The organism is Nocardia anocheti (assembly GCF_029675105.1).
Classification (GTDB): Bacteria; Actinomycetota; Actinomycetes; order Mycobacteriales; family Mycobacteriaceae; genus Nocardia.
Map to the genome: position 1 here is coordinate 512202 of NZ_JAQQFV010000001.1, position 22291 is coordinate 534492.

The window sequence follows — 22291 nt, forward strand, 5'->3', positions numbered from 1 at the left end:
CGGGGGCCCCGATGCTGAACAACGGCGCCATGATCGCTGACCGCTACCGCCTGCAACGGTTGATCGCCACCGGTGGCATGGGTCAGGTGTGGGAGGCGATGGACACCCGGCTCGACCGCCGGGTCGCGGTCAAGGTCCTCAAGACCGAGTTCTCCGCCGACCCGACGTTCCGTCAGCGGTTCCGGGTCGAGGCGCGCACCACCGCGCAGCTCAACCACTCCGGCATCGCGGGCATCTACGACTACGGCGAGACCACCGATCCCTCCGGCGGCGAGACCGCCTACCTGGTGATGGAACTCGTCCAGGGCGAGCCGCTCAACGCGGTGCTCAACCGGATGGGCCGACTCTCGGTGGTCCAGGGTCTGGACATGCTCGAGCAGACCGGTCGCGCGCTCGAGGTCGCCCACGCGGCGGGCGTGGTGCACCGCGACGTGAAGCCGGGCAACATCCTCGTCACCCCGACCGGTCAGGTGAAGATCACCGACTTCGGCATCGCCAAGGCCGTGGACGCCTCGCCGGTGACCAAGACCGGCATGGTGATGGGCACCGCGCAGTACATCGCGCCGGAGCAGGCCGTCGGCGAGGACGCCACCGCGGCCAGTGACGTGTACTCCCTGGGCATTGTCGGCTACGAGGCGCTGGCCGGGGTGCGCCCGTTCACCGGCGAGGGCGCGATCACCGTCGCGATGAAGCACGTGCGCGACGCCCCGCCGCCGATGCCCGCCGACCTGCCGTCGAACGTGCACGAGCTCATCGCCATCACCATGGCCAAGGACCCCGCGCAGCGCTACAGCAGCGGCGGCGAGTTCGCCGACGCCGTGGCCGCCGTGCGCGCCGGGCACATGCCGCCCCCGCCCTCGGGTGCCGCGCAGCCGATGACCGGGGCCACCCGGGTGCTGCCGCCCGGCCCGACCATGGCCATTCCCGCGACCGGGGCCGACTACGACGGCGCCACCATGCGTTTCGGCAACCAGCCCAACGGTGGCTACGGCGGCCCGCCGACGCAGGCCGCCGCGCCCGCGGCCGTCCCGGCACCGGCGCACGACAGCCGCAACAACCAGAAGTGGCTGATCGCCCTGGGTGTGGGCGCGCTGCTGCTCGGCGGCGGTGTGCTGTGGCTGCTGTTCGGCGGTGAACCGAACCGCGGCACCGGCACGACCACCACCACCGTGCAGACCACCCAGCCGGTGCCGCCGCCGGTGACGACGAAATCGGCGCCGCCGGTGATCGTCCCGCCGTCCGAGGCGCCGACCACCACCCAGGCCCCGGCCCCCACCACGACGACGGAACCGCCGACCACCACCACGGAACCGCCGACCACCACGACCGAACCGCCGACCACCACCACCCCCAAGCCGACCACGACGACGCCGCCGAAGACCACCAAGCCGACGCCGACGACGACGCAACCGGCCGGGGGCACCACCACGGTCCGCGGTCCCCGCCTGCCCACCTTCGATTTGCCCTTCCCGGACGACGACAACGTCGTGGGCCCGAACATAGGACAGCCATGACCACCCCGAAGAATCTCTCCTCTCGGTACGAGCTGGGCGAGATCATCGGGTTCGGCGGCATGTCCGAGGTGCACAAGGCCCGCGATGTGCGCCTCTCGCGCGACGTGGCGATCAAGGTGTTGCGCGCCGACCTGGCCCGCGACCCCACGTTCTACCTGCGCTTCAAGCGCGAGGCGCAGAACGCGGCCGCGCTGAACCATCCGGCGATCGTGGCCGTCTACGACACCGGCGAGGCCACCGTCGACGGCGGCCCGCTGCCCTACATCGTGATGGAGTACGTCGAGGGCGACACCCTGCGCGACATCGTGCGCGGCAAGGGCCCGCTCGCGCCGCGCAAGGCGATGGAGATCGTGGCCGACGTGTGCGCCGCGCTCGATTTCAGCCACAAGGCCGGGATCGTGCACCGGGACATGAAGCCCGCCAACATCATGATCAACCGCGCCGGTGCGGTGAAGGTGATGGACTTCGGCATCGCCCGCGCGATCGCCGACAGCTCCAACCCGATGACCCAGACCGCCGCGGTGATCGGCACCGCGCAATACCTCTCGCCCGAGCAGGCGCGCGGCGAGACCGTGGACGCGCGCTCGGATGTGTACTCGGTGGGCTGCGTGCTCTTCGAGATCCTCACCGGGCAACCGCCGTTCACCGGTGACTCGCCGGTCGCGGTGGCGTATCAGCACGTCAAGGAGGACCCGCCGCTGCCGTCGTCGGTGAACCCCGGCGTGCCGCGCGAACTGGACTCGGTGATCCTCAAGGCGATGGCCAAGAACCCGGCCAACCGCTACCAGACGGCCGCGGAGATGCGCGCCGATCTGATCCGGGTGCTCGGCGGGCAGAAGCCGAGCGCGCCGATGGTGATGAACGACGAAGATCGCACCACCATCATGGATTACGACGACGACGAGCCCGCTCCGCGCAGCTTCCGTGACCGTCGCGACGACACCTCCGAGCAGGCCGCGATCGCCCCGCCCCCCGAGGGCCGCAATCGCACCGGGCTGATCGCGCTCGGGGTGGCCGCCGCGGTGGCGGTGGCGTTCGGCCTGTTCTGGGTGCTGGTCGGGCCGGGCAGCAAGCCCGACCAGGTCGCGGTGCCCGATGTGTCGGGCCAATCCAAGCAGCAGGCGCAATCCGCGCTGGCCAAGGCCGGTTTCCAGGTGGCCACCGAGGACAAGCCGGACAGCCGGGTGATGCCGGGCAATGTGATCGCGACCCAGCCGCTGGGCGGTTCGCGCATCGACGAGGGCAGCACCGTCACCCTGCAGGTCTCGACCGGGCCCGCGCAGGTGCAGGTGCCCAAGCTCGAGGGCATGACGCAGGCCGCGGCCGAACAGTCGCTCAACGCGATCGGGCTCAGTATCGACCCGCAGATCCAACGCAAGGCCTCCAGCATCGCCGAGACCGACAAGGTCGTGGAGACCGAACCGCGAGTCGGCACCTGGGTGAGCATCGATCTGCCGATCACGCTGATCATCGGCAGCGGGCCCGAACAGGTCCGGGTGCCCGATGTGGTCGGCCAGGACATCGCGGTCGCCCAGCCGAATCTGGTCGCCGGTGCTGGCTTCAAGGTGACGATCGAGAACGTGAAGTCCGCGCAGCCCAAGGGCACGGTCTTGTCGACCAGTCCCGGCGGCGGCAGCAACGCGGAGAAGGGCTCGACCATCGTCGTGCAGGTCTCCGACGGCGACCGGATCGACGTGCCGGATCTGAGCGGGCTCACCCCGGTGCAGGCGCAGGAGAAGCTGCGGGCGCTGGGCTGGACCGGTCAGCTGAGCCAGACCACGGTGATCACGCTCGACGGCAGTGCCTCGGGCAAGATCGTCGGGCAGAGCCCGGCGGCGGGGTCGACGGTGACGGTCAACGGCAATGTGGTGCTGCAGGTGGGAGCCTCGCCGATCCCGCGTTAGCGGCGAGGTCTCGATTGCGTGGAGAAACCGCCCGTGGCCGCGCCGCTGGCGCAGAATGAGGCTGCTCATCCCACTCCAGCAATGCTGACCGAGGAGGACGCCCCATGACCATGGCCAGGGACATCATGAAGCCCGGCGCGCAGTGGATCACCCGTGGCGACACCGTGGCTACCGCCGCGGCCGCCATGGCCGATCTCGGCGTGGGCTCGCTGGTCGTCGCCGACGACAACGAGCGCATGTGCGGCATCATCACCGACCGCGACATCGTGGTGAAGTGCGTCGCGCTCGGGTTGTCCCCCGAGACCACGACCGCGGCCGAGCTCTGTGAGTCGACCCCGCGCTGGGTCAGCGCGGACGCCGACGTGGAAGAGGTCCTCGATCAGATGGAAGGGCACCGGGTGAAGCGGATGCCGGTGATCGAGAACAAGCGGTTGGTCGGCATGATCAGCGAGGCCGATCTGGCCCGCCACCTCGACGACAACCAGCTCGGCGAGTTCGTGACGGCCATCTACGGGCGGCCCTAGCTCAGGTCCAGATGGGAGTTCATCGACCTGGCCTCGGCGGCCAGGTCGGTCAACTCCACCACGCGCACGCCGTGCGCACGCAGTTCGTCCACCCCCACGCAGGCGGCGACGAACAGGCTGGGCTCGCGCCAGGCGATCACCACGGTGGGGATGCCCGCGGCCAGGATGCGGTCGGTGCAGGGCAGGCGGGTCGCGGTGGCGCGGGTCGAGCACGGTTCCAGGGTGCTGTAGATGGTCGCCCTGGCCAGGCGGGGGTCGTCGGGGTCGAGCTTGTTCAGCGCCGACTCCTCGGCGTGCACCTTCTCGTCGGTCTCGCGCGAATAGCCCGTCGCGATCTCCACCCCGTCGGCGACGATGACCGCGCCCACCGAATAGGCCGTCGAGCTGGGCGGGCACAGTTTCGCGAGCTCGATCGCCCTGTGCATGAAGCGGTGGTCGGTGTCGCCGTCGGTCATCGAAATCCCCTGCCGGTCAAAGTTATCCACAGCTTTCACCAGTTGTGGAATCTGTGGTGTTCAGGTGTGCATCGGCGTGTCGCCCACATTGTGAACAACGACATATCCGCAGGTAGAAGCCATGATTTCCGATCCGGGACCGGTCATTCGACGGGTGTTTCCCCAGGTCCCGTCAGATAGTTGAGCACAGCGACATCCCCAAGTTGTTCCACATGTGTCAACCGCAGCCTGCGCTGTGCACCGCCGGGGAACAGCGCCGGGCCGACGAAGCGCGGGGCGGTGGCGTCACCCACCAGGATCGGGGCGACGGCCAGCCGGATCTCGTCGGCCAGGCCCGCCGCGAGCAAGCCGGTGTGCATGCCGGTGCCGCCCTCGACCATGAGCCGGTGGATACCGCGCGCGCCGAGATCGTCGAGGAGCTCCGGCAGCGCGGGCCGCTCCCCGAGGACGATCACGTCGGCCAGCCCGGCGAGCCGGTCACCCAGCCGCGCGGCCCCCGCCGTGCCGGTGTAGACGAGCTTCTCGCCGCCGGTGTGCCAGAACCGCAGGTCCGGATCGAGCTCACCGGTCTCGGTGACGGTCACCTTCACCGGATACTCCGGCTTGCCCGAGGCCACCCGCACGGCCCGGCGCTCGGCGCTGTTCACCAGCAGACGCGGATTGTCCGCGCGCAGGGTGCTGGCACCGATGAGGATCGCGTCGGACTCGGCGCGCACCTGATCGACCCGGTCGAAGTCCACGCTGTTGGACAGCAGCAACCGGTGCGCGCTCGTGTCGTCGATGTACCCGTCGAGGCTGGCCGCCACCGACAGCAGCACCCACGGCCTGGTCACGGTGTCGCGACCGCTACGTCGTGACCAGCGCGGCGACCTCGGCCTCCAGTGCCGAGACCAGCGCCTCCGACGGCCGCTCGCCGCACACCTCGAGCCAGTTGGCCAGCATCCGGTGCCCGCCCTGGGTGAGTACCGACTCCGGGTGGAACTGCACGCCGTGGATGGGCAGGGTGCGGTGGCGCATGGCCATCACGATGCCGCTCTCGGTGTGGCCGACCACCTCGAGTTCCTCGGGCATGGTCTCCGGGAGCACGGTCAGCGAGTGGTAGCGGGTGGCGGTGAAGGGGTCGGGCAGTCCGGCGAGCACGCCCGAACCCAGGTGGTAGACCGAGCTGGTCTTGCCGTGCAGGAGTTCCGGTGCCCGGTCGACGGTGCCGCCGAACGCCTCGCCGATGGCCTGATGACCCAGACACACGCCGAGCAGCGGCGTGCTGTGCTTCGCCGCGGCGTGCACCAGGGGGATGCTCGCGCCCGCGCGGTCGGGGCTGCCGGGGCCGGGACTCACCAACACGCCGTCGAAGGTGCCGCCTTCGTCACCACGGGTGAGCAGGGTGTCCAGGTCGCCCAGGCGCGGGTCGTCGTTGCGCCAGACCACGGCCTCGGCCCCAAGCTGGCCGAGGTACTGCACCAGGTTGAACACGAAGCTGTCGTAGTTGTCGACGACCAATACACGCATAGGTCGAGGGTACGTGCCGACCCCGTAGGTCGTCGCATCCATTACCTGGTGGGATAGCCTAGAGGGTACTTATACGCCGAATTCGAGGACGTCATGCCCAAGTCCAAGGTCCGCAAGAAGGCCGATTACACCCCGAGCCCCGCCAGCCGCACGCCGGTGAAGGTGAAAGCGGTGGGTCCGTCGCCGGTCTGGTACGTCGCGATCATGCTGGGCTTCATGCTCGCCGGTTTGGCCTGGCTCATCGTCTACTACCTGGCGCAGGAGCACATCGGGTGGATGTACGACCTGGGCGCCTGGAACTTCCTGATCGGCTTCGGCCTCATGGTCGTCGGCCTGATCATGACCATGCGATGGCGCTGACCAGCCGTGCTGCGGATTACACCTGTGTAATTCATGCACACCTGTGGATGAAGCTGTGGACAACTCGAGGAGTAATGGGGAGACACGCCGCGTGAGCACAGGCCAGTCCGCCACCAGCACATCGTGGACGACGCCGCTGGCGGGGCTGGTCGCCGTCGCTGGCGGCGGCCTCCTGCTGGTCGTCGCCGCGATTCTCGCCTCCGACGGCCCGAGCCGACTGCTCGTCGGCCTCGCCGCGCTCGCGGTGCTGGCCATGACGGTGCTCGGCATCCGCCAGCGCCCCCGCCTGACCATGATCTCCGGCCCCACGCCGCGCCTGGTCGTCGGCACACTCACCGGCCCCCAGGAGTACCCCCTGGACCGCATCGACCGGATCCGCATGGTCTCCTACCGCCGCCTGGGCCGCAAGAGCGCCATGCTCGAGGTCGACGTCCGCCACAACGACACCGAACGCCTGCTGATCTTCGGCCGCTGGGACCTGGGCACCAATCCCCACGACGTCTACGACGCCCTGGTGGTCAACGGCTTCGCCTCGGTGACCGACTGAGCAAGGTTTCACGTGAAGCAAAGAACTCCCCGCCGCGATCACGCGACGGGGAGTTCTTCGTCAAGCCTCAGTCGATGGTGATGCCCGAGATCAGTACTGGGTCCTCCGGGCGATCGTTGCGGTCGGTCTTCACCGAACCGATCGCGTCGACGACCTTGCGGGAATCGGGATCCATCACCTCGCCGAAGATCGTGTTCTTGCGATCGAGGTGCGGCTGGGGGGAGACGGTGATGAAGAACTGCGAGCCGTTGGTCCCCGGCCCGCCGTTGGCCATCGCCAGCAGGTAGCCGCGATCGAAGGACAGGTCCGGATGGAACTCGTCGTCGAATTCGTAGCCGGGCCCGCCGCGGCCACTGCCGGTGGGGTCGCCGCCCTGGATCACGAACCCCGGGATCACCCGGTGGAAGATGGCACCGTCGTAGAACGGACCGGATTCCGTGCCACCGGCGTTGATGACGGTGTAGGGCGCGGTGCCTTCTGCCAGATCGACGAAGTTACGCACCGTCACGGGAGCGTGATTACCGAAGAGCGCGATCTTGATGTCACCGTGGTCGGTGTGCAGCGTCGCCACGGCCGTCTGGTTGGGTGAGGTCACGCAGTCATGGTGCCACCGGGAGGCCGCGAGTCCGGGGACCTCGCGGGAGCGTCTCGTAGAGTGGTGCCATGAAGCTCCGTAACCCGCTCATCGCGTCGCTCGCGATCGCTGGCGCGGGCGCGCTGGCCTGGTTCGCTCGCAGCAAGCGCCCCCAGTTGCCCGAACCCGCCGCCGAGCCCCCGCGCCTCGGCTACTCCCGCAACGGTTCCGCACCGGCCCCCGTCACGGAGACCGGCGCGCACTGACCCGTCAGCGGCTCACCGACTTCTTGTATTGCAGCTGAGCCAGCGGCACGAACACCACCAGGATCACCACGATCCACACCACCGAGGTCACCACCGGATGCTGCATCGGCCACGCCGTCGAGGGCGGGGCCAGCGGCGAGGTGTTGCCGAACAGATCACGGACCGCCTGGGTGAGCGCCGACATGGGATTCCATTCGGCGAACACCCGCAGCGGGCCCGGCAGGTCCTCGATCGGGACGAAGGCATTCGACAGGAACGTCAGCGGGAAGATCACCATGAAGCTGGCGTTGTTGAACACCTCCGGCGCCCGCACCAGCAGTCCGACCACCGCCATCATCCACGACAGCGCGTAGGCGAACAGCAGCATCAGCACGTAGGCCAGCACCGCGTCGAGGAACGAGCCACGGATGCGCCAGCCGACGACCAGGCCGGTCAGCGACATCACCACCAGGCTCACCACATTGATCACCACATCGCTGATCGTGCGCCCGACCAGCACCGCCGAGGGTGCCATCGGCAGCGAGCGGAACCGGTCGATGATGCCCTTCTGCATGTCCTCGGCCAGTCCGGCGCCGGTGAACGAGGCACCGAACACCACGGTCTGCACGAAGATGCCCGCGATCAGGAATTCGCGGTAGCCGCCTTCCATGCCCGGGATTTTGATCGCCGATCCGAAGATGTAGGCGAACAGCAGCACGAACATGATCGGCGAGAGCGTGGTGAAGATCAGCACGTCGGGTACGCGCTTGATCTTGATGACATTGCGTTTGGCGATGGTGAGGCTGTCGCTGACCACCATCCCCAGCCGCTCACCCAATCCGGGCGCGCGTACCTGCCCGGTCTCGATCGTGGCACTCATCGGTTCCGTCCTTCCGTGGCGCCCGCCTTCTCGATCTCGACCCCGCCGTTGACCAGGTCTTCGGCCTCGTGTCCGGTGAGGGTGAGGAAGACGTCGTCGAGCGAGGGGCGGCGCAACGCGACATCGTTGATGGCGATCTTGTGCTCGGTGAGCCTGCCGATCGCGGTGACCAGGTCCTGGGAGCCGTCGGCCACCGGGACGACGAGTCGGCGCAGGCCGGGTTCGAGGTGGATCTCGCCGTCGGCGAGTCCGGTGAGCACCTGCTGGGCCGTGGCCAGGTGTTCGGCGTCGGCGACGGTGAGTTCGATGCGGTCGCCGCCGACGAGGGCCTTGAGTTCGTCGGCGGTGCCGCGGGCGATGACGGTGCCGTGGTCGATCACCGCGATGGAATCGGCGAGCCGGTCGGCCTCGTCCATGTACTGGGTGGTGAGCAGCAGGGTGGTGCCGCCCGCGACGAGTTCCTCGATGACGTCCCACAGATCCAGGCGCGCACGCGGATCCAGGCCGGTGGTCGGCTCGTCGAGGAACAGCACCGGCGGGTTGGCGACCAGCGCACCGGCCAGGTCGAGCCGTCGACGCATGCCGCCGGAGTAGCCCTTCACCGGCCGGTCGGCGGCGTCGCTGAGCCGGAACCGGTCGAGTAGCTCGCGCGCGCGTTCCTTACTGCGCTGGGTGCCGAGGTGATAGAGCCTGCCGACCATCTCGAGGTTCTCGAAGCCGGTGAGGTATTCGTCGACCGCGGCGTACTGGCCGGAGGCGCCGATGTGCGAGCGCAGGGCCTGGGGATTGTTGATGACGTCGATCCCGGCCACGGTGGCGCGGCCTTCGTCGGGGACGAGCAGGGTGGTGAGGACGCGAACGGTCGTGGTCTTTCCCGCGCCGTTCGGGCCGAGTAGCGCGGTGACGGTACCTTCCGGGACGGACAGGTCGAGTCCGTCCAGGGCAGTGAGCTGCCCGTACCGTTTGACCAGACCCTCGGCGACGATTGCGTCGGGCATGATTCTCCCTGGTGTCGTTGGTTTCGTGTGATGCTCGCCTCAGTATTGCGGCACCCACCGACAAGTCGCACCACGATTTCTCGCCGGTCCCACAGTCCCACGTGTACACCGATGTTCGACATGCCGAATGGTCGCGACACGCGGCGAATCGGACTGATTTTTCGTCTCCCGCCACAACGGCGGCGCCGCGCGATCGGGCTACGGCACGGCGGGCGAACAGGAACATGTTCACCGCGATTCCGTCGTAAAACCTTGCGTACCAGCCGATTCAGCATTCCGTAAAGCAACTGTCGGGCGACCCACCGGCACCGCGACGACGTTCCCGACGCCCCGCGCACCCGCGCGCCGCCCACCGCCGCCGAAAAATCTCGGAAACTGGTTCGTTGCGCGTACGCGAATTCCGCACAGATCGCGTAGGATCGTTCACGTCGGCCCCTCCCCCCCGGGCCGACCCTACGCGGGCCTCGGCTAACTCCCCCCCTTCGCCGAGGCCCGCTCCCCATTTTCCGGCAAGGTTGCTGCTCGACCACTCGGCTACGGCGCACCACCACCCGGCACCGTCACAGTCCAGCCACGATCCCGCGATCACCCGGCAACCGGGACTATCGTCGCCCCATGGTGCCTGCCCGTGGCGTGATCGCGACGGTGGTCGTCTCGCTGACGATCCTGGTGGGCTGCGCCGATTCCGACGACGAGCACGCGTCGTCCACCACCAGCACGGCGGCCCTGCCCCCGAATCAGGTCGCCGGAGTGGACCTCCCGCACGACGCGGTCGACGACGCCGTCGGCCGACTCGACGACCTCGTGGCGTCCCTGATGGACAGCACGCGTATCCCCGGCATGGCCGTCGCGGTCGTGCACGGCGGGAAGACCGTCTACGCCAAGGGCTTCGGGGTGCGCCAGGAGGGCAGGCCGGACAAGGTCGACGCCGACACCGTCTTCCAGCTGGCCTCGGTGTCGAAGTCGGTGGCCGCCTCCGTCGTGGCGAGCCAGGTCGGCGCGGGCCGCGTCGACTGGGAGACGCCCGTCGTCGAGCACCTGCCGAACTTCGCGCTGGCCGACCCGGCGACCACCGCCCAGCTCACCGTCGGCGATCTGCTCGCACACCGCAGCGGCCTGCCCGACCACGCGGGCGACCGGCTCGAGGACATCGGCTACGACCAGGCGGCGATCCTGGACAAGTTACGCCTGGAGCCGCTGGCCCCCTTCCGGATCACCTACGAGTACACCAATTTCGGCTTCACCGCCGGTGCCGAGGCGGTCGCGGCCGCGGCGGGCACCGACTGGGCGCAGCTCTCGGCCGACGCCGTCTACACGCCGCTGGGCATGGGCTCGACCAGTTCCCGCTTCGACGACTTCCAGGCCCGCCCCAACCGCGCCGTCGGCCATGTCGATGTCGACGGGCAGTGGGTGGCGCGCTCGGTGCGCAATCCCGACGCCCAGTCCCCCGCGGGCGGGGTGAGTTCCTCGGTCGAGGACATGGCCCGCTGGCTGACCATGCTGCTCGCCGACGGCGCCCCCATCGCCCCGCCCGAGGCCCTGCTGCCCGCGATCACCCCGCAGGTGATCTCCGCGCCCGCCACGGCCCCCGCCGCCCGCGCGGGCAACTACGGCTTCGGCTTCAACGCCTCGGTCTCCCCCGCCGGTCGCACCGCCTACAGCCACTCCGGCGCGTTCGCCCTCGGCGCGGCCACCAACTTCCTGGTGATCCCCTCGGCCGACGTGGCCATCGTCGCGCTCACCAACGCCGCCCCGATCGGCGTGCCGGAGGCGCTCACGGCCGAGTTCGCCGATCTGGTCCAGTTCGGCGAGATCCGCGAGGACTGGCGCGGCCTGTACCACGACATCATCGCCCCGCTCAACGATCCGACGGGCGATCTGGCGGGCAAGCCGACACCGGCGAATCCCGCACCCGCCCAGCCACTGCCGAGCTACGCGGGCACCTACGCCAACGAGTTCTGGGGCCCGGCGACCATCGCCGAGACACCCTCCGGCCTGACCCTGACCATCGGTCCGGCGGGCCAGAGCTATCCGCTGCGGCACTGGGACGGCGACACCTTCGCCTTCGAGCCCAGCGGCGAGAACGCCCCGCCCGGCAGCCTGTCCTCGGTGGTCTTCACCGGTGACACGGTCACCATCGACTTCTTCGACGAGGACGGCCTCGGCACCTTCACCGAAGGCGGCTGATCACGCCAGCGACGCCCAGGCGGCCCGCAAGCGCGCGGCCCTGACCTTGCCCGCCACCCCGAGCAGCGGCGCGTCCCGCTCCCAGCGGCTCCGCACCGCCGGGTCGACGCGTTCCCACAGCGGTTCCTGGTCGGCGCGCAGGCGCGTGAGCCGATCGAAGACCCCGCCCAGCGCGATGTGCACGCCCGCCGACGCCGGGTTCTCACCCCCGAGCCCACGCACCGCCGCAAACACCGCCAGCAGCTGTTCTACGGCCTCGGCGGGCCAGTGGGCCTGCCTGGCCACCCGCAGCAGCTGACCGAGCACAGCGGCGAGCACGTGGACGTCCTCGACGGTGCGGAACGGCTTGAGGTAGTCGGCGTAGCCGTCGCCGCACAGCACCTCGCCGGGCGCGGCGGTGAACTCGACACTCGCGTGCGGGATCTCGGGCGCGAACGGCAGCTCCGGCAGCGGCGTCACCACGGCGGCGGCACCGGCGGGCACCAGCACGGCCCGCAGCGACGGCTTGCCGTCGGCGCGCTCCCCCGCCCGCGCGATCACCAGGAACCGGGTGGCGAAGGTACCGAGCGTGGCGAAGGACTTGGTTCCGGTCACCAGCGCGTCCTCGGACACCGTCGTCTCGATCGCCGAGGGCCGCCCACCGCCCGCCTCGGTGGCGCACATCGACACCAGATCAGCGGGATCGAGCGCGGGCACCAGCGCGCGCAGCGCTTCCTGATAACCACCGAGAAAGGCCGATCCTGTTCCCGCGCTGTCGAATCCGGCGATCACGGCACGATCGAGGGAATTCGGGAAATCGGCGGCGAGGGCGCGGTGCCGAGTCAGCGCGGCGGGCACATCGAGCGCATCGGAATCGCCGGGAACGGCGGAGACCAGGAAATCGAAAACCGAGGAATTCACAGAAGTGGAGCCTAGGGGAATCGAACCCCTAACCCCTGCCTTGCAAAGGCAGTGCTCTGCCAATTGAGCTAAGGCCCCTTGCTGGCGTCAACCAGTTGGCACACCCGAATCAGCGGGTGGTGACCTCTTTCCAGAGGTCAGCGTCATCGCGCTTGCGGAATTTGGTGATACCGATGAGAACCGCGATCACAACACCGACCGTGAGGACAATCTTCATGATTCCCACCCTACTGTGATGTTCGGGAGTGGGCCTAGGAGGACTTGAACCTCCGACCTCTTCGTTATCAGCGAAGCGCTCTAACCGCCTGAGCTATAGGCCCGAACACGTTGCCGATCCCCCGCCGGAGCAGTGAACCGCAACGAGAAACGAGACTACCCCACCGCACCACCGACTACCAAAACGGCCGGTCAAACCCGGTTTCCCGGGCCTGACCGGCCGTCTGTGGAACAGCGGCGACTAGTCCGGATCGGCCAGGGTCACCTGGATGCCACCGACCAGATCGCAGCACTGGTTGTAGATGAACACCCCGACCGTGGCCAGCGCGGTGAACAGCACCACGTTGATCAGCCCGATCACTCCGGCGTAGCCGAAGATGGTGCCCGCGTCGATCAGGCTCGACGAGGAGCTGCCGTCGGAGTTGAGCATCTCGCCCAGCGAGTTGTCCAGGTTGTCCCACACGCCCATGCCCGCCAGCACGATGTAGAGCAGGCCGACCGCGACCATCCACACGAAGAACAGCGCCACGCTGATCACCAGGGTGATCTTCAGCGTCGACCACGGGTCGATCCGGCGGATCTGCACGGTCGCGCGTAGCGGCTCGCCCGACGCGGCGGCCGCGATGGCCACCGGCACCGCGGGCGAGACCGACCCGGCGGCCGCCGCCCTGGCGCTGCTGGGCTGCTGCGGCGGCACCTGGGCCATCGGCAGCCCGGCGGGCGCGGGCGGCGCGTCCGGCGTGGGATGCCGGACCTCGGACAGGTCCGGCATGTCCTTGACCAGCTCCGGGCGCGCGATGCTGCGTGTCGGGCCGTCGATGCCGACCGACTTCACCATCGCCGCCTCCTTGCGCGCCGCCTTGGCCGCCAGGTCGGCGGTGGTGCGGGCGTTGGAGGCGCCGCTGCCCTTGAGGCCGCCGCCCGAGGACTGCTGCGGCGCCGAGGACGGCCTGCCCTGGCTCGGCGACTCGCCGGGCCGGTACAGGTTGGACTGCGGCTCACGCTGCGGCAGCTGGGCCCACCCGTCCTGGTAGGGCGATTTACCGCCCTTGCCGTTGTCGAACGATTCGCCCCCGGCGGCACCGGACTCCGGCGCCGGAGCACCCTCGCCCTGGCCGCCCTGGCGTGGGATCGGCCGCGGCTGGATCGGAGACGAGGCGATCCGTTCGGTGACGCCGTTGGTCTGGTTCCGATCGTCGTTCGACTGATTCGGTGTGGTCAATGGAATCCTCAGATCCGTTCGTTGCCGCCGCTGGTTGGGTTATTGCTCCGAAGCCGCGTCGCCGGTGAGCTGATCGGGATCGGGCTCGTCGGCGTTGCGCGCGATCGCTAGCAAGGTATCGCCATCCGCGAGGTTCATCAATCGCACGCCCTTGGTCTGGCGTCCAGCTTTTCGAACTTGCTTGGCAGCGGTGCGGATGACGCCACCACTCGAGGTGATCGCGTACAACTCGTCCTCGTCGTCGACGATGAGCGCTCCCACCAGGCTGCCACGCTTGGGATCGTATTGGATTGTCAATACGCCTTTTCCACCGCGACCCTGCGCGGTGTACTCCTCGATCGCGGTGCGCTTGGCGTAACCGCCCGCCGTCGCGACCAGCAGATAGGTCCCCTCACGCACGACATTGAGCGAGAGCAGCTCGTCGTCGGCGTTGAAACGCATGCCCTGCACACCCGAGGTGGCGCGGCCCATCGGGCGCAACGCCTCGTCGGTGGCCGCGAAGCGGATCGACTGGCCGTGCGCCGAGACCAGCAGCAGGTCGTCGTCGGCCGAGCAGAGCACCGCGCCGACCAGCTCGTCGTCGTCGCGCAGGTTCACCGCGACGATGCCGCCGGAGCGGTTGGAGTCGAAATCGGTGAGCTTGGATTTCTTCACCAGGCCCGCGCGTGTCGCGAGCACCAGGTACGGCGCGTCCTCGTAGGTCTTGAGCTGGATGATCTGGGCGATCTTCTCGTCCGGCTGGAAGGCCAGCAGGTTGGCCACGTGCTGACCGCGCGCGGTGCGGTTGGCCTCGGGCAGCTCGTAGGCCTTGGCCCGGTAGACCCGGCCCTTGTTGGTGAAGAACAGCAGCCAGTCGTGCGTGGAGGACACGAAGAAGTGCTTGACGATGTCGTCCTGCTTGAGCCCCGCGCCCATCACGCCCTTGCCGCCGCGCTTCTGCGAGCGGTACAGGTCGGTCTTGGTGCGCTTGGCGTAGCCGGTCTCGGTGATCGTGACGACCACGTCCTCGCGGGCGATCAGGTCCTCGTCGGCCACGTCGCCGTCGGCGGCGATGATCCGGGTGCGCCGGTCGTCGCCGTACTTCTCGACGATCTCGGCCAGCTCGTCACGCACGATCGCGCGCTGACGCTCGGGCTTCTCCAGGATGTCCTTGTAGTCGGCGATCTCGAGCTCGATCTTGGCCAGATCGTCGACGATCTTCTGCCGCTCCAACGCCGAGAGGCGACGCAGCTGCATGTCCAGGATCGCGGTGGACTGGATCTCGTCGATGTCGAGCAGCTGCATCAGGCCGGTGCGCGCGGTATCGGTGTTGGCCGAGCGCCGGATCAGCGCGATGACCTCGTCGAGCAGGTCCAGCGCCTTGACCAGGCCGCGCAGGATGTGGGCCCGCTCCTCGGCCTTGCGCAGCAGGAATCGCGTACGCCGCACGATCACGTCGAGCTGGTGGTTGGTGTAGTACCGGATCATCTGATCCAGGCGCAGCGTGCGCGGCACCCCGTCGACGATCGAGAGCATGTTCGCGCCGAAGCTGGTCTGCAGCTGGGTGTGCTTGTACAGGTTGTTCAGCACGACCTTGGCGACCGCGTCGCGCTTGACCGTCACCACGATGCGCATACCCGCGCGGTCGGAGGACTCGTCGTGGATGTCGGAGATGCCCGCGATCTTGCCGTCCTTCACCTGCTCCGCGATGGAGTTGATGAAGTTGTCGGTGTTGACCTGGTAGGGCAGCTCGGTGATGACGATCTGGGTCTGCCCCCGGCTGCCCTCCTCGATCTCCACCACACCGCGCATGCGGATGGAACCGCGCCCGGTGGTGTAGGCGTCGTGGATGCCCTGACCGCCCACGATCAGGCCGTGCGTCGGGAAGTCCGGGCCCTTGACCCGCTCCATGCACGCGGCCAGCGTGGATTCCTCGTCGGCGTCGAAGTTCTCCAGCGCCCAGTAGATGGCCTCGGCCAGCTCGTTGAGGTTGTGCGGCGGGATGTTGGTCGCCATGCCGACGGCGATGCCGTTGCTGCCGTTCATCAGCAGGGCGGGCACGCGCGCGGGCAGCACGGTCGGCTCCTGCGAGCGACCGTCGTAGTTGGGGACGAAATCGACCGTCTCGTGGTCGATCTCGCGCAGCATCTCCATCGCCAGCGGCGTCAGGCGGCACTCGGTGTAGCGCATGGCGGCCGCGCCGTCGTTGCCGCGCGAACCGAAGTTGCCCTGGCCGTCGACCAGCGGATAGCGCAGCGACCAGGGCTGGGCCATGCGCACGAGGGTGTCGTAGATCGACGAGTCGCCGTGCGGGTGGTAGTTACCCATGGTCTCGGCGACCGGACGCGCCGACTTCACGTAGCCGCGATCGGGACGGTAGCCGTTGTCGTACATCGCGTAGAGCACGCGCCGGTGCACCGGCTTGAGGCCGTCGCGCACATCGGGCAGCGCGCGGCCCACGATCACGCTCATCGCGTAATCGATGTAGCTGGACTGCATCTCGTTCTGGATGTCGACCGGTTCGATCCGGTCGCCTGCGCCGCCGTTCGGGGGCAGTGTGGTCTCAGTCATGAAGAGGTCTCCGTAAGAAGGCTCGGGGCGACGGCAGTTCTGGAGTGGGGGTCAGGGGTTCGAGTCCCCTGACCCCGCCTATCCGACTACACGTCGAGGAAGCGGACGTCCTTGGCATTGCGAGTGATGAAGCTGCGACGCGCCTCCACGTCCTCGCCCATCAGCACCGAGAACAGCTCGTCGGCCGCGGCGGCGTCGTCGAGCGTCACCTGACGAAGCACCCGGACCGAGGGGTCCATGGTGGTCTCCCACAGCTCCTTGGCGTTCATCTCGCCCAGACCCTTGTAGCGCTGGACGCCGTCGTCCTTGTTGATCTTCTTGCCCGCGGCCAGACCGGCCTCGAGCAGGCCGTCGCGCTCACGATCGGAGTAGGCGAACTCCGGCTCGCTGCGCTGCCACTTGAGCTTGTAGAGCGGCGGCTGGGCCAGGTACACGTGCCCGTGCTCGATGAGCGGGCGCATGAACCGGAACAGCAGCGTGAGCAGCAGCGTGGAGATGTGCTGGCCGTCGACGTCGGCGTCGGCCATCAGCACGATCTTGTGATACCGCAGCTTGGCGATGTCGAACTCGTCGTGAATGCCGGTGCCGAAGGCGGTGATGATCGACTGGACCTCGTTGTTCTTGAGGACGCGGTCGATGCGGGCCTTCTCGACATTGATGATCTTGCCGCGCAGCGGCAGGATCGCCTGGTACATCGAGTCGCGGCCGGACTTGGCCGAGCCACCGGCGGAGTCACCCTCCACGATGTAGATCTCGGACTTGCTCGGGTCCTTGGAGCGGCAGTCGGCCAGCTTGCCCGGCAGGCCACCCAGATCGGTGGCCGACTTGCGGCGCACCAGCTCACGCGCCTTGCGCGCGGCCACGCGGGCCTGCGCCGAGGACACCGCCTTCTGCACGATGGTCTTGGCGTCGGCCGGGTTGGCCTCGAACCAGTGCGTGAGGTGCTCGTTGCAGGCGCGCTGCACGAACGACTTGACCTCGGTGTTGCCCAGCTTGGTCTTGGTCTGGCCCTCGAACTGCGGCTCGCCGACCTTGACGCTCACGATGGCGGCCAGGCCCTCGCGGATGTCGTCACCGGTGAGGTTGCCGTCCTTCTCCTTGAGGAGCTTCTTCTCCTTGGCGTACTTGTTGACCACCGTGGTCAGCGCCGCGCGGAAGCCCTCTTCGTGGGTGCCGCCCTCGTGGGTGTTGATGGTGTTGGCGAAGGTGTGCACCGACTCGGAGTAGCCCGAGTTCCACTGCATCGCGACCTCGAGCTCGTGGCCGGTGCCCTTGCCGGTGAACCCGACCACCGAGTTGTGGATGGCGGTCTTGGTGCGGTTGATATGGCGCACGAAGTCCACCAGGCCGCCCGGGTAGTGGTAGGTGCGGGTCTTGACCTTGGGCTCGGCCGGGGCCTCGACGCCGTCCTCGGCGTGCTTGGGCGCCTCGGCGGTCTCGCTGACGACCTCGTCGGTGACGTCGGACTCGCTGACGCGCTCGTCGGTGAGGGTGATGGTCAGGCCCTTGTTGAGGAAGGCCATCTCCTGCAGGCGGCGCGCGACCGTCTCGAAGTTGTAGGTGGTGGTCTCGAAGATCTCCGGGTCGGCCCAGAACCGGATGGTGGTACCGGTGCGCTTGGTCGGCTCGCCCTGGATCAGCTTGCCCGGCTTGGCGTCCTTGTAGGTCTGCGACCAGTGGTAACCGTCGTTGTCGATCTCGGCTTCCAGCTTGCTCGACAGCGCGTTGACCACCGAGATACCGACACCGTGCAGACCACCGGAGACGGCGTAGGAGTCGGAGTCGAACTTGCCGCCCGCGTGCAGCTGGGTCATGACGACCTCGACGGTCGGGATGCCCTGGGCGTGCATGCCGGTGGGGATACCGCGGCCGTCGTCGACGACCTCGACGCCACCGTCGGCCAGCAGGGTCACATCGACACGGGAGGCGTAGCCCGCCATCGCCTCGTCGACCGAGTTGTCCACAACCTCCCAGATGAGGTGGTGCAGACCGCGCTCACCGGTGGAACCGATGTACATACCGGGGCGCTTGCGTACCGCCTCGAGACCCTCGAGGACCGTGATGGAGGAGGCACCGTAGCCCTGCTTGTCGCCCGATGCGTTGGAATCGTTGGCAGCCACTTGTCGGTAGCTCTCCTTACTTGCTGATCCCTGGCGCCGGGCAGCACACGAGCGGCTGCACAGCACGCGCCGAGGGTTCGCCGCTGGTTACGTCACCATCCTACTGGTAAGCCCAACTTACAGTGCACCTACGACACCCCTGACGACGCCGTGAATGCAAGAAATCGATCCACGCCGGGATGTTTCCGCCACTTGTGGAATTTTGCCGATCGTGAGAGCGAATAGAGAGGCGTCGGCTATCCGTAGGTGTCGCGCGGGCCGCGACCCTTGATGTGGCGTTCGCCCTTGCGCCAACTCGGGGCCGCCGGACCGGTGATGCGCAGCTGGGTGACCACGCCCTGCCCGACCGCGGCGTTGATCTTGGCCAGGATCTGGCCCTGCAGCATGCGCAGCTGGGTGGCCCAGGCGGTGGACTCGGCCGCGATCTTGAGGATGCCGCCCTCCAGCGTCACCGGCGTGGCGTGCGCGGCGATGTCCTCGCCGACCACGCTGGCCCAGCGACCGAACACCATGCCCTCGGCCACTTTTCCCGACCAGCCACGACTCTTCGCGATCGACCCGGTCAGCGCGGAGAGCAGCTGGGGATCGCGCTGGTCGGGCCCGGCGCCGGACCAGCCGCTGCGCCGTCTGCCCCCGGCCCGCAGCTTGCGCACCGGCGAGGCGCGCCCCTGCCCGACCGACTTGCCGTTGGCCTTGGCCGCGGCCCTGGCCTCCTCGAGCGCCCGGCGGGCCAGATCGATCCCGCGCAGCTCCGGTGCTGGTTCGTCCTGCACGGGCTGCCGCCTTCCGGGTCGCTGGGGCTGAGTGTGGACAGAGTCTACGCCGGGGTACCGACAGCTTCCGGGCACGCCGAAACGGCGGTGTGCGCCGGTTTTCCACAGGGCCTGTTGATAACTATCGTTACCTGTGCATATCTTCTGACTCCGCGACGGGCTCGCTGACGACGTCGGTGCCGATCCGCGACACCCGCCGATCCGCCTCCCCGGTGGTCCGCACGCGCAGCGGCTCGGCCGCCAGCTCCGGCGGCACATCCTCGGCTACCGCCGCCGTGATCAGCACCTGCTCGGCCCCGGCGGCCACCTCGGCCAGCGCGGTACGCCTGCGCCGGTCCAGTTCGGCGAACACGTCGTCGAGCAGCAGCACCGGTTCGGTGCCCGCGCTGCGCAGCAGTTCGAACGAGCCCAGCCGCAGCGCCAGCGCGAACGACCACGACTCGCCATGGCTGGCGAAGCCCTTGGCGGGCGCGCTGCCCAGCAGCAGGTCCAGGTCGTCGCGGTGCGGGCCCACCAGGCACACCCCGCGATCGAGTTCCTTGCCGCGCGCGGCGGCCAGCTCGCTGAGCATGATCGCGTGCAGGCGGGTCACGTCGTCGTCCTCGGGCGCCCGCGCCGGATCGAGCAGATCCGCGGGCAGATACCCCGAGCGGTAAGCGATTGCGGCGGGCCGTGATTCGGGCGCGATCGACCGATACGACTGCGCCAGAAAGGGATACAGGTCGTGCACCAGCCGCAGCCGCTGCGCCAGCAACACCGCGGCGTGCTCGGCCAGATGCCCGTCCCACACGTCGAGGGTGCTCAGATCGGCGCGCGAACGCACCTGCCGCCCAGCGGTTTTCAACAGGGCGGAGCGCTGTCGCAGCACCTTGTCGTAGTCGGCGCGCACGCCCGCCAGCCTGGGGAGCCGGGCTGTGCACAACTCGTCGAGGAACCGTCGCCGCTCCCCCGGGTCGCCGCGCACCAGCGCCAGATCCTCCGGCGCGAACAGCACGGTCTGCAGAATCCCCAGGATCTCCCTGGACCGGCGCACCGGCGAACGATTGATCTGCGCGCGATTGGCGCTGCCCGCCTTGAGCTCCACATCCACCCGCAGCTCGCGGCCCAGATTCACCACGGTGGCACCGATCCGGGCCTGGGTGGCGCCCATCCGGATCAGCGGGGCGTCGGCGGAGACGCGGTGCGAGCCGAGGGTGGCCAGGTAACCGACCGCCTCGAGCAGGTTGGTCTTGCCGTTGCCGTTGGACCCGAGCAGCACCGTGCGCCCTGGGGACAACTCCAGCTCGGCGTGTTCCCACGACCGGAAATCACGGACCGACAGCGCACGGATGAACATGCCGGATTACGCGCGCGAGCCGGGTCAGCCGGGCAGCCGGACCGGCATCAGCAGGTAGATGTACTGGCTCTCCAGCGCCGCGAACGCCCCGGACTCGAGCACCTTGGGCTCCTCGTCGGAGGCGGGCAGCAGCACCGCCGGGCGGCTGGGGGTGGTGAAGCCGAAGGTGACCCGCTCCGCGTGCAGCGCCGAGAGGCCCTCGGTGAGGTACCCGGGGTTGAACGCGATGGTCAGCGGCTCACCGCGGAAATCGGCCTCCAGCCATTCCTCGGCGCGGCCCGCGTCGTCCCCACCCGCCGACAGCAGCACACCGTCTGTGGAGAACTCCAGACGCACCTGGGCGCCGCGCTCGGCCACCAGGGCCACACGCTTGATGGCTTCGGACAGCGCCGCGACGGGCAGCGTGGCGATGGAGGTGTGCTCCTTGGGGAGCAACTGGCGGAACTTGGGGAATTCGGCGTCCAGCAGGCGCGTGGTGGTGCGCCTGCCCGCGTTGACGATGCCGAGCAGGCCGTCGCCGCCACTGCCCAGCGACAGCTGCACGGGCGCCTCGGCGGCACCGAGGGTCTTGGCGGCCTCCGACAGCGTGCGCGCGGGAATGAGCACCGCGGTCTCGATGTCGGGGCGGGTGGGCTGCCACTGCAGGTGCCGCACGGCCAACCGAAAACGGTCGGTGGCGGCGAGGACCACGTCGTTGCCCTCGATCTCCACCCGGATACCGGTGAGCATGGGCAGGGTGTCGTCGCGACCGGCGGCGACGGCGACTTGGCCGACCGCCTCGGCGAAGACATCCACACCCAGTTCACCGGTCTGCTGGGGAACCTCGGGCAACTGGGGATAATCCTCGACCGGCATGGTCGGCAGGGAGAACTTGGCGCTGCCGCAGGCGATGAGCACGCGGGTGCCGTCGACGGAGACGTCCACCGGCTTGTTCGACAGGGCCTTGGTGATGTCGGCCAGCAGGCGACCCGAGACCAGCACCTGGCCGGGACCGGCGACCTCGGCCGCCACCCGCATCTGCGCGGAGACCTCGTAGTCGAAACCGGAGACCGTCAGGCCGTTCTCGTCGGCCACCAGCAGGACACCGCCGAGGACCGGCACCGGAGGCCGGGACGGGAGGCTACGGGCCACCCAGGCCACCGACTCGGCGAAATCCTCTCGGGCGACCCGAAACTTCATGCTCGCAAGCTCCATCGCCCGATGTGTCCTCTCCGAGTGTCGAGTTGAGGTGCTGCGTCGACCGCGCACTGAGTCTCGCACAACCAGCCGACAACCAAACGGTACCCGCAGGACGCGTGAAGTCCGCACCGACCCTCCCGGCACATCCGTGCCCTCCCGACCATCCCCTCTCCTCCTTGCCCGCCTGTGAGTGGAGCACCGACCGAGCCGAGCCTCCCGATCCGAGTTTCCACACACCCTGTTTTCAAGAGATCTTTCTAAGAATGAGAACTGAAGTAGTAATAGGCACTGTGGAATC

At 68.6% G+C, this 22291-nt stretch carries 21 protein-coding genes and 2 tRNA genes; 7 read left to right on the top strand and 16 right to left on the bottom strand.

All coding sequences use genetic code 11. From position 1 onward, the window contains the following. Positions 1-11: 11 nt before the first annotated feature. The 3 genes from QC180_RS02495 (at position 12) to QC180_RS02505 (ending at position 3942) form a co-directional block, all read left to right on the top strand. Positions 12-1514 carry a protein kinase domain-containing protein gene (locus QC180_RS02495; RefSeq protein WP_278260900.1) on the top strand — a complete coding sequence of 501 codons (1503 nt, stop codon included), beginning with the start codon at positions 12-14 and terminating at the stop codon, positions 1512-1514. After that, entirely contained in the window at positions 1511-3418 is a 1908-nt protein-coding gene (gene pknB, locus QC180_RS02500; protein WP_278260901.1) for a Stk1 family PASTA domain-containing Ser/Thr kinase, read from the top strand. Before QC180_RS02495 ends, pknB begins: the two co-directional genes overlap by 4 nt. A 104-nt stretch (positions 3419-3522) precedes the next feature. Next, on the top strand, positions 3523-3942 hold the full coding sequence (locus QC180_RS02505) for a CBS domain-containing protein (protein WP_278260902.1): 420 nt from the start codon (positions 3523-3525) through the stop codon (positions 3940-3942). Here QC180_RS02505 and QC180_RS02510 read toward each other — a convergent pair. The 3 genes from QC180_RS02510 to QC180_RS02520 form a co-directional block, all read right to left on the bottom strand. Continuing rightward, the gene (locus tag QC180_RS02510) at positions 3939-4397 is read right to left on the bottom strand and encodes a deaminase (RefSeq protein WP_278260903.1); all 459 of its coding nucleotides are present in this window, start codon (positions 4395-4397) and stop codon (positions 3939-3941) included. The genes QC180_RS02505 and QC180_RS02510 overlap by 4 nt on opposite strands. Positions 4398-4540: 143 nt before the next feature. Further along, the gene (locus tag QC180_RS02515) at positions 4541-5230 is read right to left on the bottom strand and encodes a RibD family protein (protein WP_278260904.1); all 690 of its coding nucleotides are present in this window, start codon (positions 5228-5230) and stop codon (positions 4541-4543) included. A 13-nt stretch (positions 5231-5243) separates the two neighbouring features. Next, entirely contained in the window at positions 5244-5906 is a 663-nt protein-coding gene (locus QC180_RS02520; protein WP_278260905.1) for an aminodeoxychorismate/anthranilate synthase component II, read from the bottom strand. Positions 5907-5999: 93 nt separating this feature from the next. Here QC180_RS02520 and crgA point away from each other — a divergent pair, with 93 nt between their 5' ends. Then, positions 6000-6266 (top strand): cell division protein CrgA, encoded by a 267-nt coding sequence (crgA, locus tag QC180_RS02525; protein WP_278260906.1) that lies wholly within the window; start codon positions 6000-6002, stop codon positions 6264-6266. 91 nt (positions 6267-6357) lie between these two features. Further along, entirely contained in the window at positions 6358-6813 is a 456-nt protein-coding gene (locus tag QC180_RS02530) for a PH domain-containing protein (RefSeq protein ID WP_278260907.1), read from the top strand. A gap of 67 nt (positions 6814-6880) precedes the next feature. Here QC180_RS02530 and QC180_RS02535 read toward each other — a convergent pair whose 3' ends face one another. Beyond that, a complete protein-coding gene (locus QC180_RS02535) occupies positions 6881-7408 on the bottom strand; it encodes a peptidylprolyl isomerase (protein WP_278260908.1) in 528 nt (175 codons plus the stop codon). Positions 7409-7476: 68 nt separating this feature from the next. Between QC180_RS02535 and QC180_RS02540 the strand changes: the two genes are divergently transcribed. Further along, positions 7477-7653, top strand: a complete 177-nt coding sequence (locus tag QC180_RS02540; protein WP_278260909.1) for a hypothetical protein — start codon at positions 7477-7479, stop codon at positions 7651-7653. 4 nt (positions 7654-7657) lie between these two features. Here the strand turns inward: QC180_RS02540 and QC180_RS02545 are convergent, their stop codons facing one another. Together QC180_RS02545 and QC180_RS02550 are read right to left on the bottom strand one after the other, a co-directional pair. After that, the gene (locus QC180_RS02545) at positions 7658-8452 is read right to left on the bottom strand and encodes an ABC transporter permease (RefSeq protein WP_278261184.1); all 795 of its coding nucleotides are present in this window, start codon (positions 8450-8452) and stop codon (positions 7658-7660) included. A 56-nt stretch (positions 8453-8508) separates the two neighbouring features. After that, entirely contained in the window at positions 8509-9510 is a 1002-nt protein-coding gene (locus QC180_RS02550) for an ATP-binding cassette domain-containing protein (RefSeq protein ID WP_278260910.1), read from the bottom strand. A gap of 615 nt (positions 9511-10125) precedes the next feature. Between QC180_RS02550 and QC180_RS02555 the strand changes: the two genes are divergently transcribed. Further along, positions 10126-11697, top strand: coding sequence for a serine hydrolase (locus QC180_RS02555; RefSeq protein WP_278260911.1), 1572 nt, complete (start codon positions 10126-10128; stop codon positions 11695-11697). Here the strand turns inward: QC180_RS02555 and QC180_RS02560 are convergent, their stop codons facing one another. The 10 genes from QC180_RS02560 to dnaN form a co-directional block, all read right to left on the bottom strand. Next, positions 11698-12597, bottom strand: a complete 900-nt coding sequence (locus QC180_RS02560; RefSeq protein WP_278260912.1) for an acyl-CoA dehydrogenase middle domain-containing protein — start codon at positions 12595-12597, stop codon at positions 11698-11700. 5 nt (positions 12598-12602) lie between these two features. Then, positions 12603-12675 (bottom strand) — tRNA-Ala (locus tag QC180_RS02565). Between the two features lie 31 nt (positions 12676-12706). After that, positions 12707-12814 (bottom strand): DLW-39 family protein, encoded by a 108-nt coding sequence (locus QC180_RS02570; RefSeq protein WP_278260913.1) that lies wholly within the window; start codon positions 12812-12814, stop codon positions 12707-12709. A gap of 29 nt (positions 12815-12843) precedes the next feature. Next, a tRNA-Ile gene (locus QC180_RS02575) sits at positions 12844-12917 on the bottom strand. A 137-nt stretch (positions 12918-13054) separates the two neighbouring features. Further along, the gene (locus QC180_RS02580) at positions 13055-14035 is read right to left on the bottom strand and encodes a DUF3566 domain-containing protein (protein ID WP_278260914.1); all 981 of its coding nucleotides are present in this window, start codon (positions 14033-14035) and stop codon (positions 13055-13057) included. 39 nt (positions 14036-14074) lie between these two features. After that, the gene (gene gyrA / locus QC180_RS02585; protein WP_278260915.1) at positions 14075-16585 is read right to left on the bottom strand and encodes a DNA gyrase subunit A; all 2511 of its coding nucleotides are present in this window, start codon (positions 16583-16585) and stop codon (positions 14075-14077) included. An 86-nt stretch (positions 16586-16671) separates the two neighbouring features. Then, on the bottom strand, positions 16672-18705 hold the full coding sequence (gene gyrB / locus QC180_RS02590; protein WP_278260916.1) for a DNA topoisomerase (ATP-hydrolyzing) subunit B: 2034 nt from the start codon (positions 18703-18705) through the stop codon (positions 16672-16674). 236 nt (positions 18706-18941) lie between these two features. Beyond that, on the bottom strand, positions 18942-19478 hold the full coding sequence (locus tag QC180_RS02595; RefSeq protein ID WP_278260917.1) for a DUF721 family protein: 537 nt from the start codon (positions 19476-19478) through the stop codon (positions 18942-18944). 127 nt (positions 19479-19605) lie between these two features. Further along, positions 19606-20814 carry a DNA replication/repair protein RecF gene (gene recF, locus QC180_RS02600; RefSeq protein ID WP_278260918.1) on the bottom strand — a complete coding sequence of 403 codons (1209 nt, stop codon included), beginning with the start codon at positions 20812-20814 and terminating at the stop codon, positions 19606-19608. 24 nt (positions 20815-20838) lie between these two features. Next, positions 20839-22008, bottom strand: coding sequence for a DNA polymerase III subunit beta (gene dnaN / locus QC180_RS02605; RefSeq protein ID WP_278260919.1), 1170 nt, complete (start codon positions 22006-22008; stop codon positions 20839-20841). Between the last annotated feature and the right edge of the window lie 283 nt (positions 22009-22291).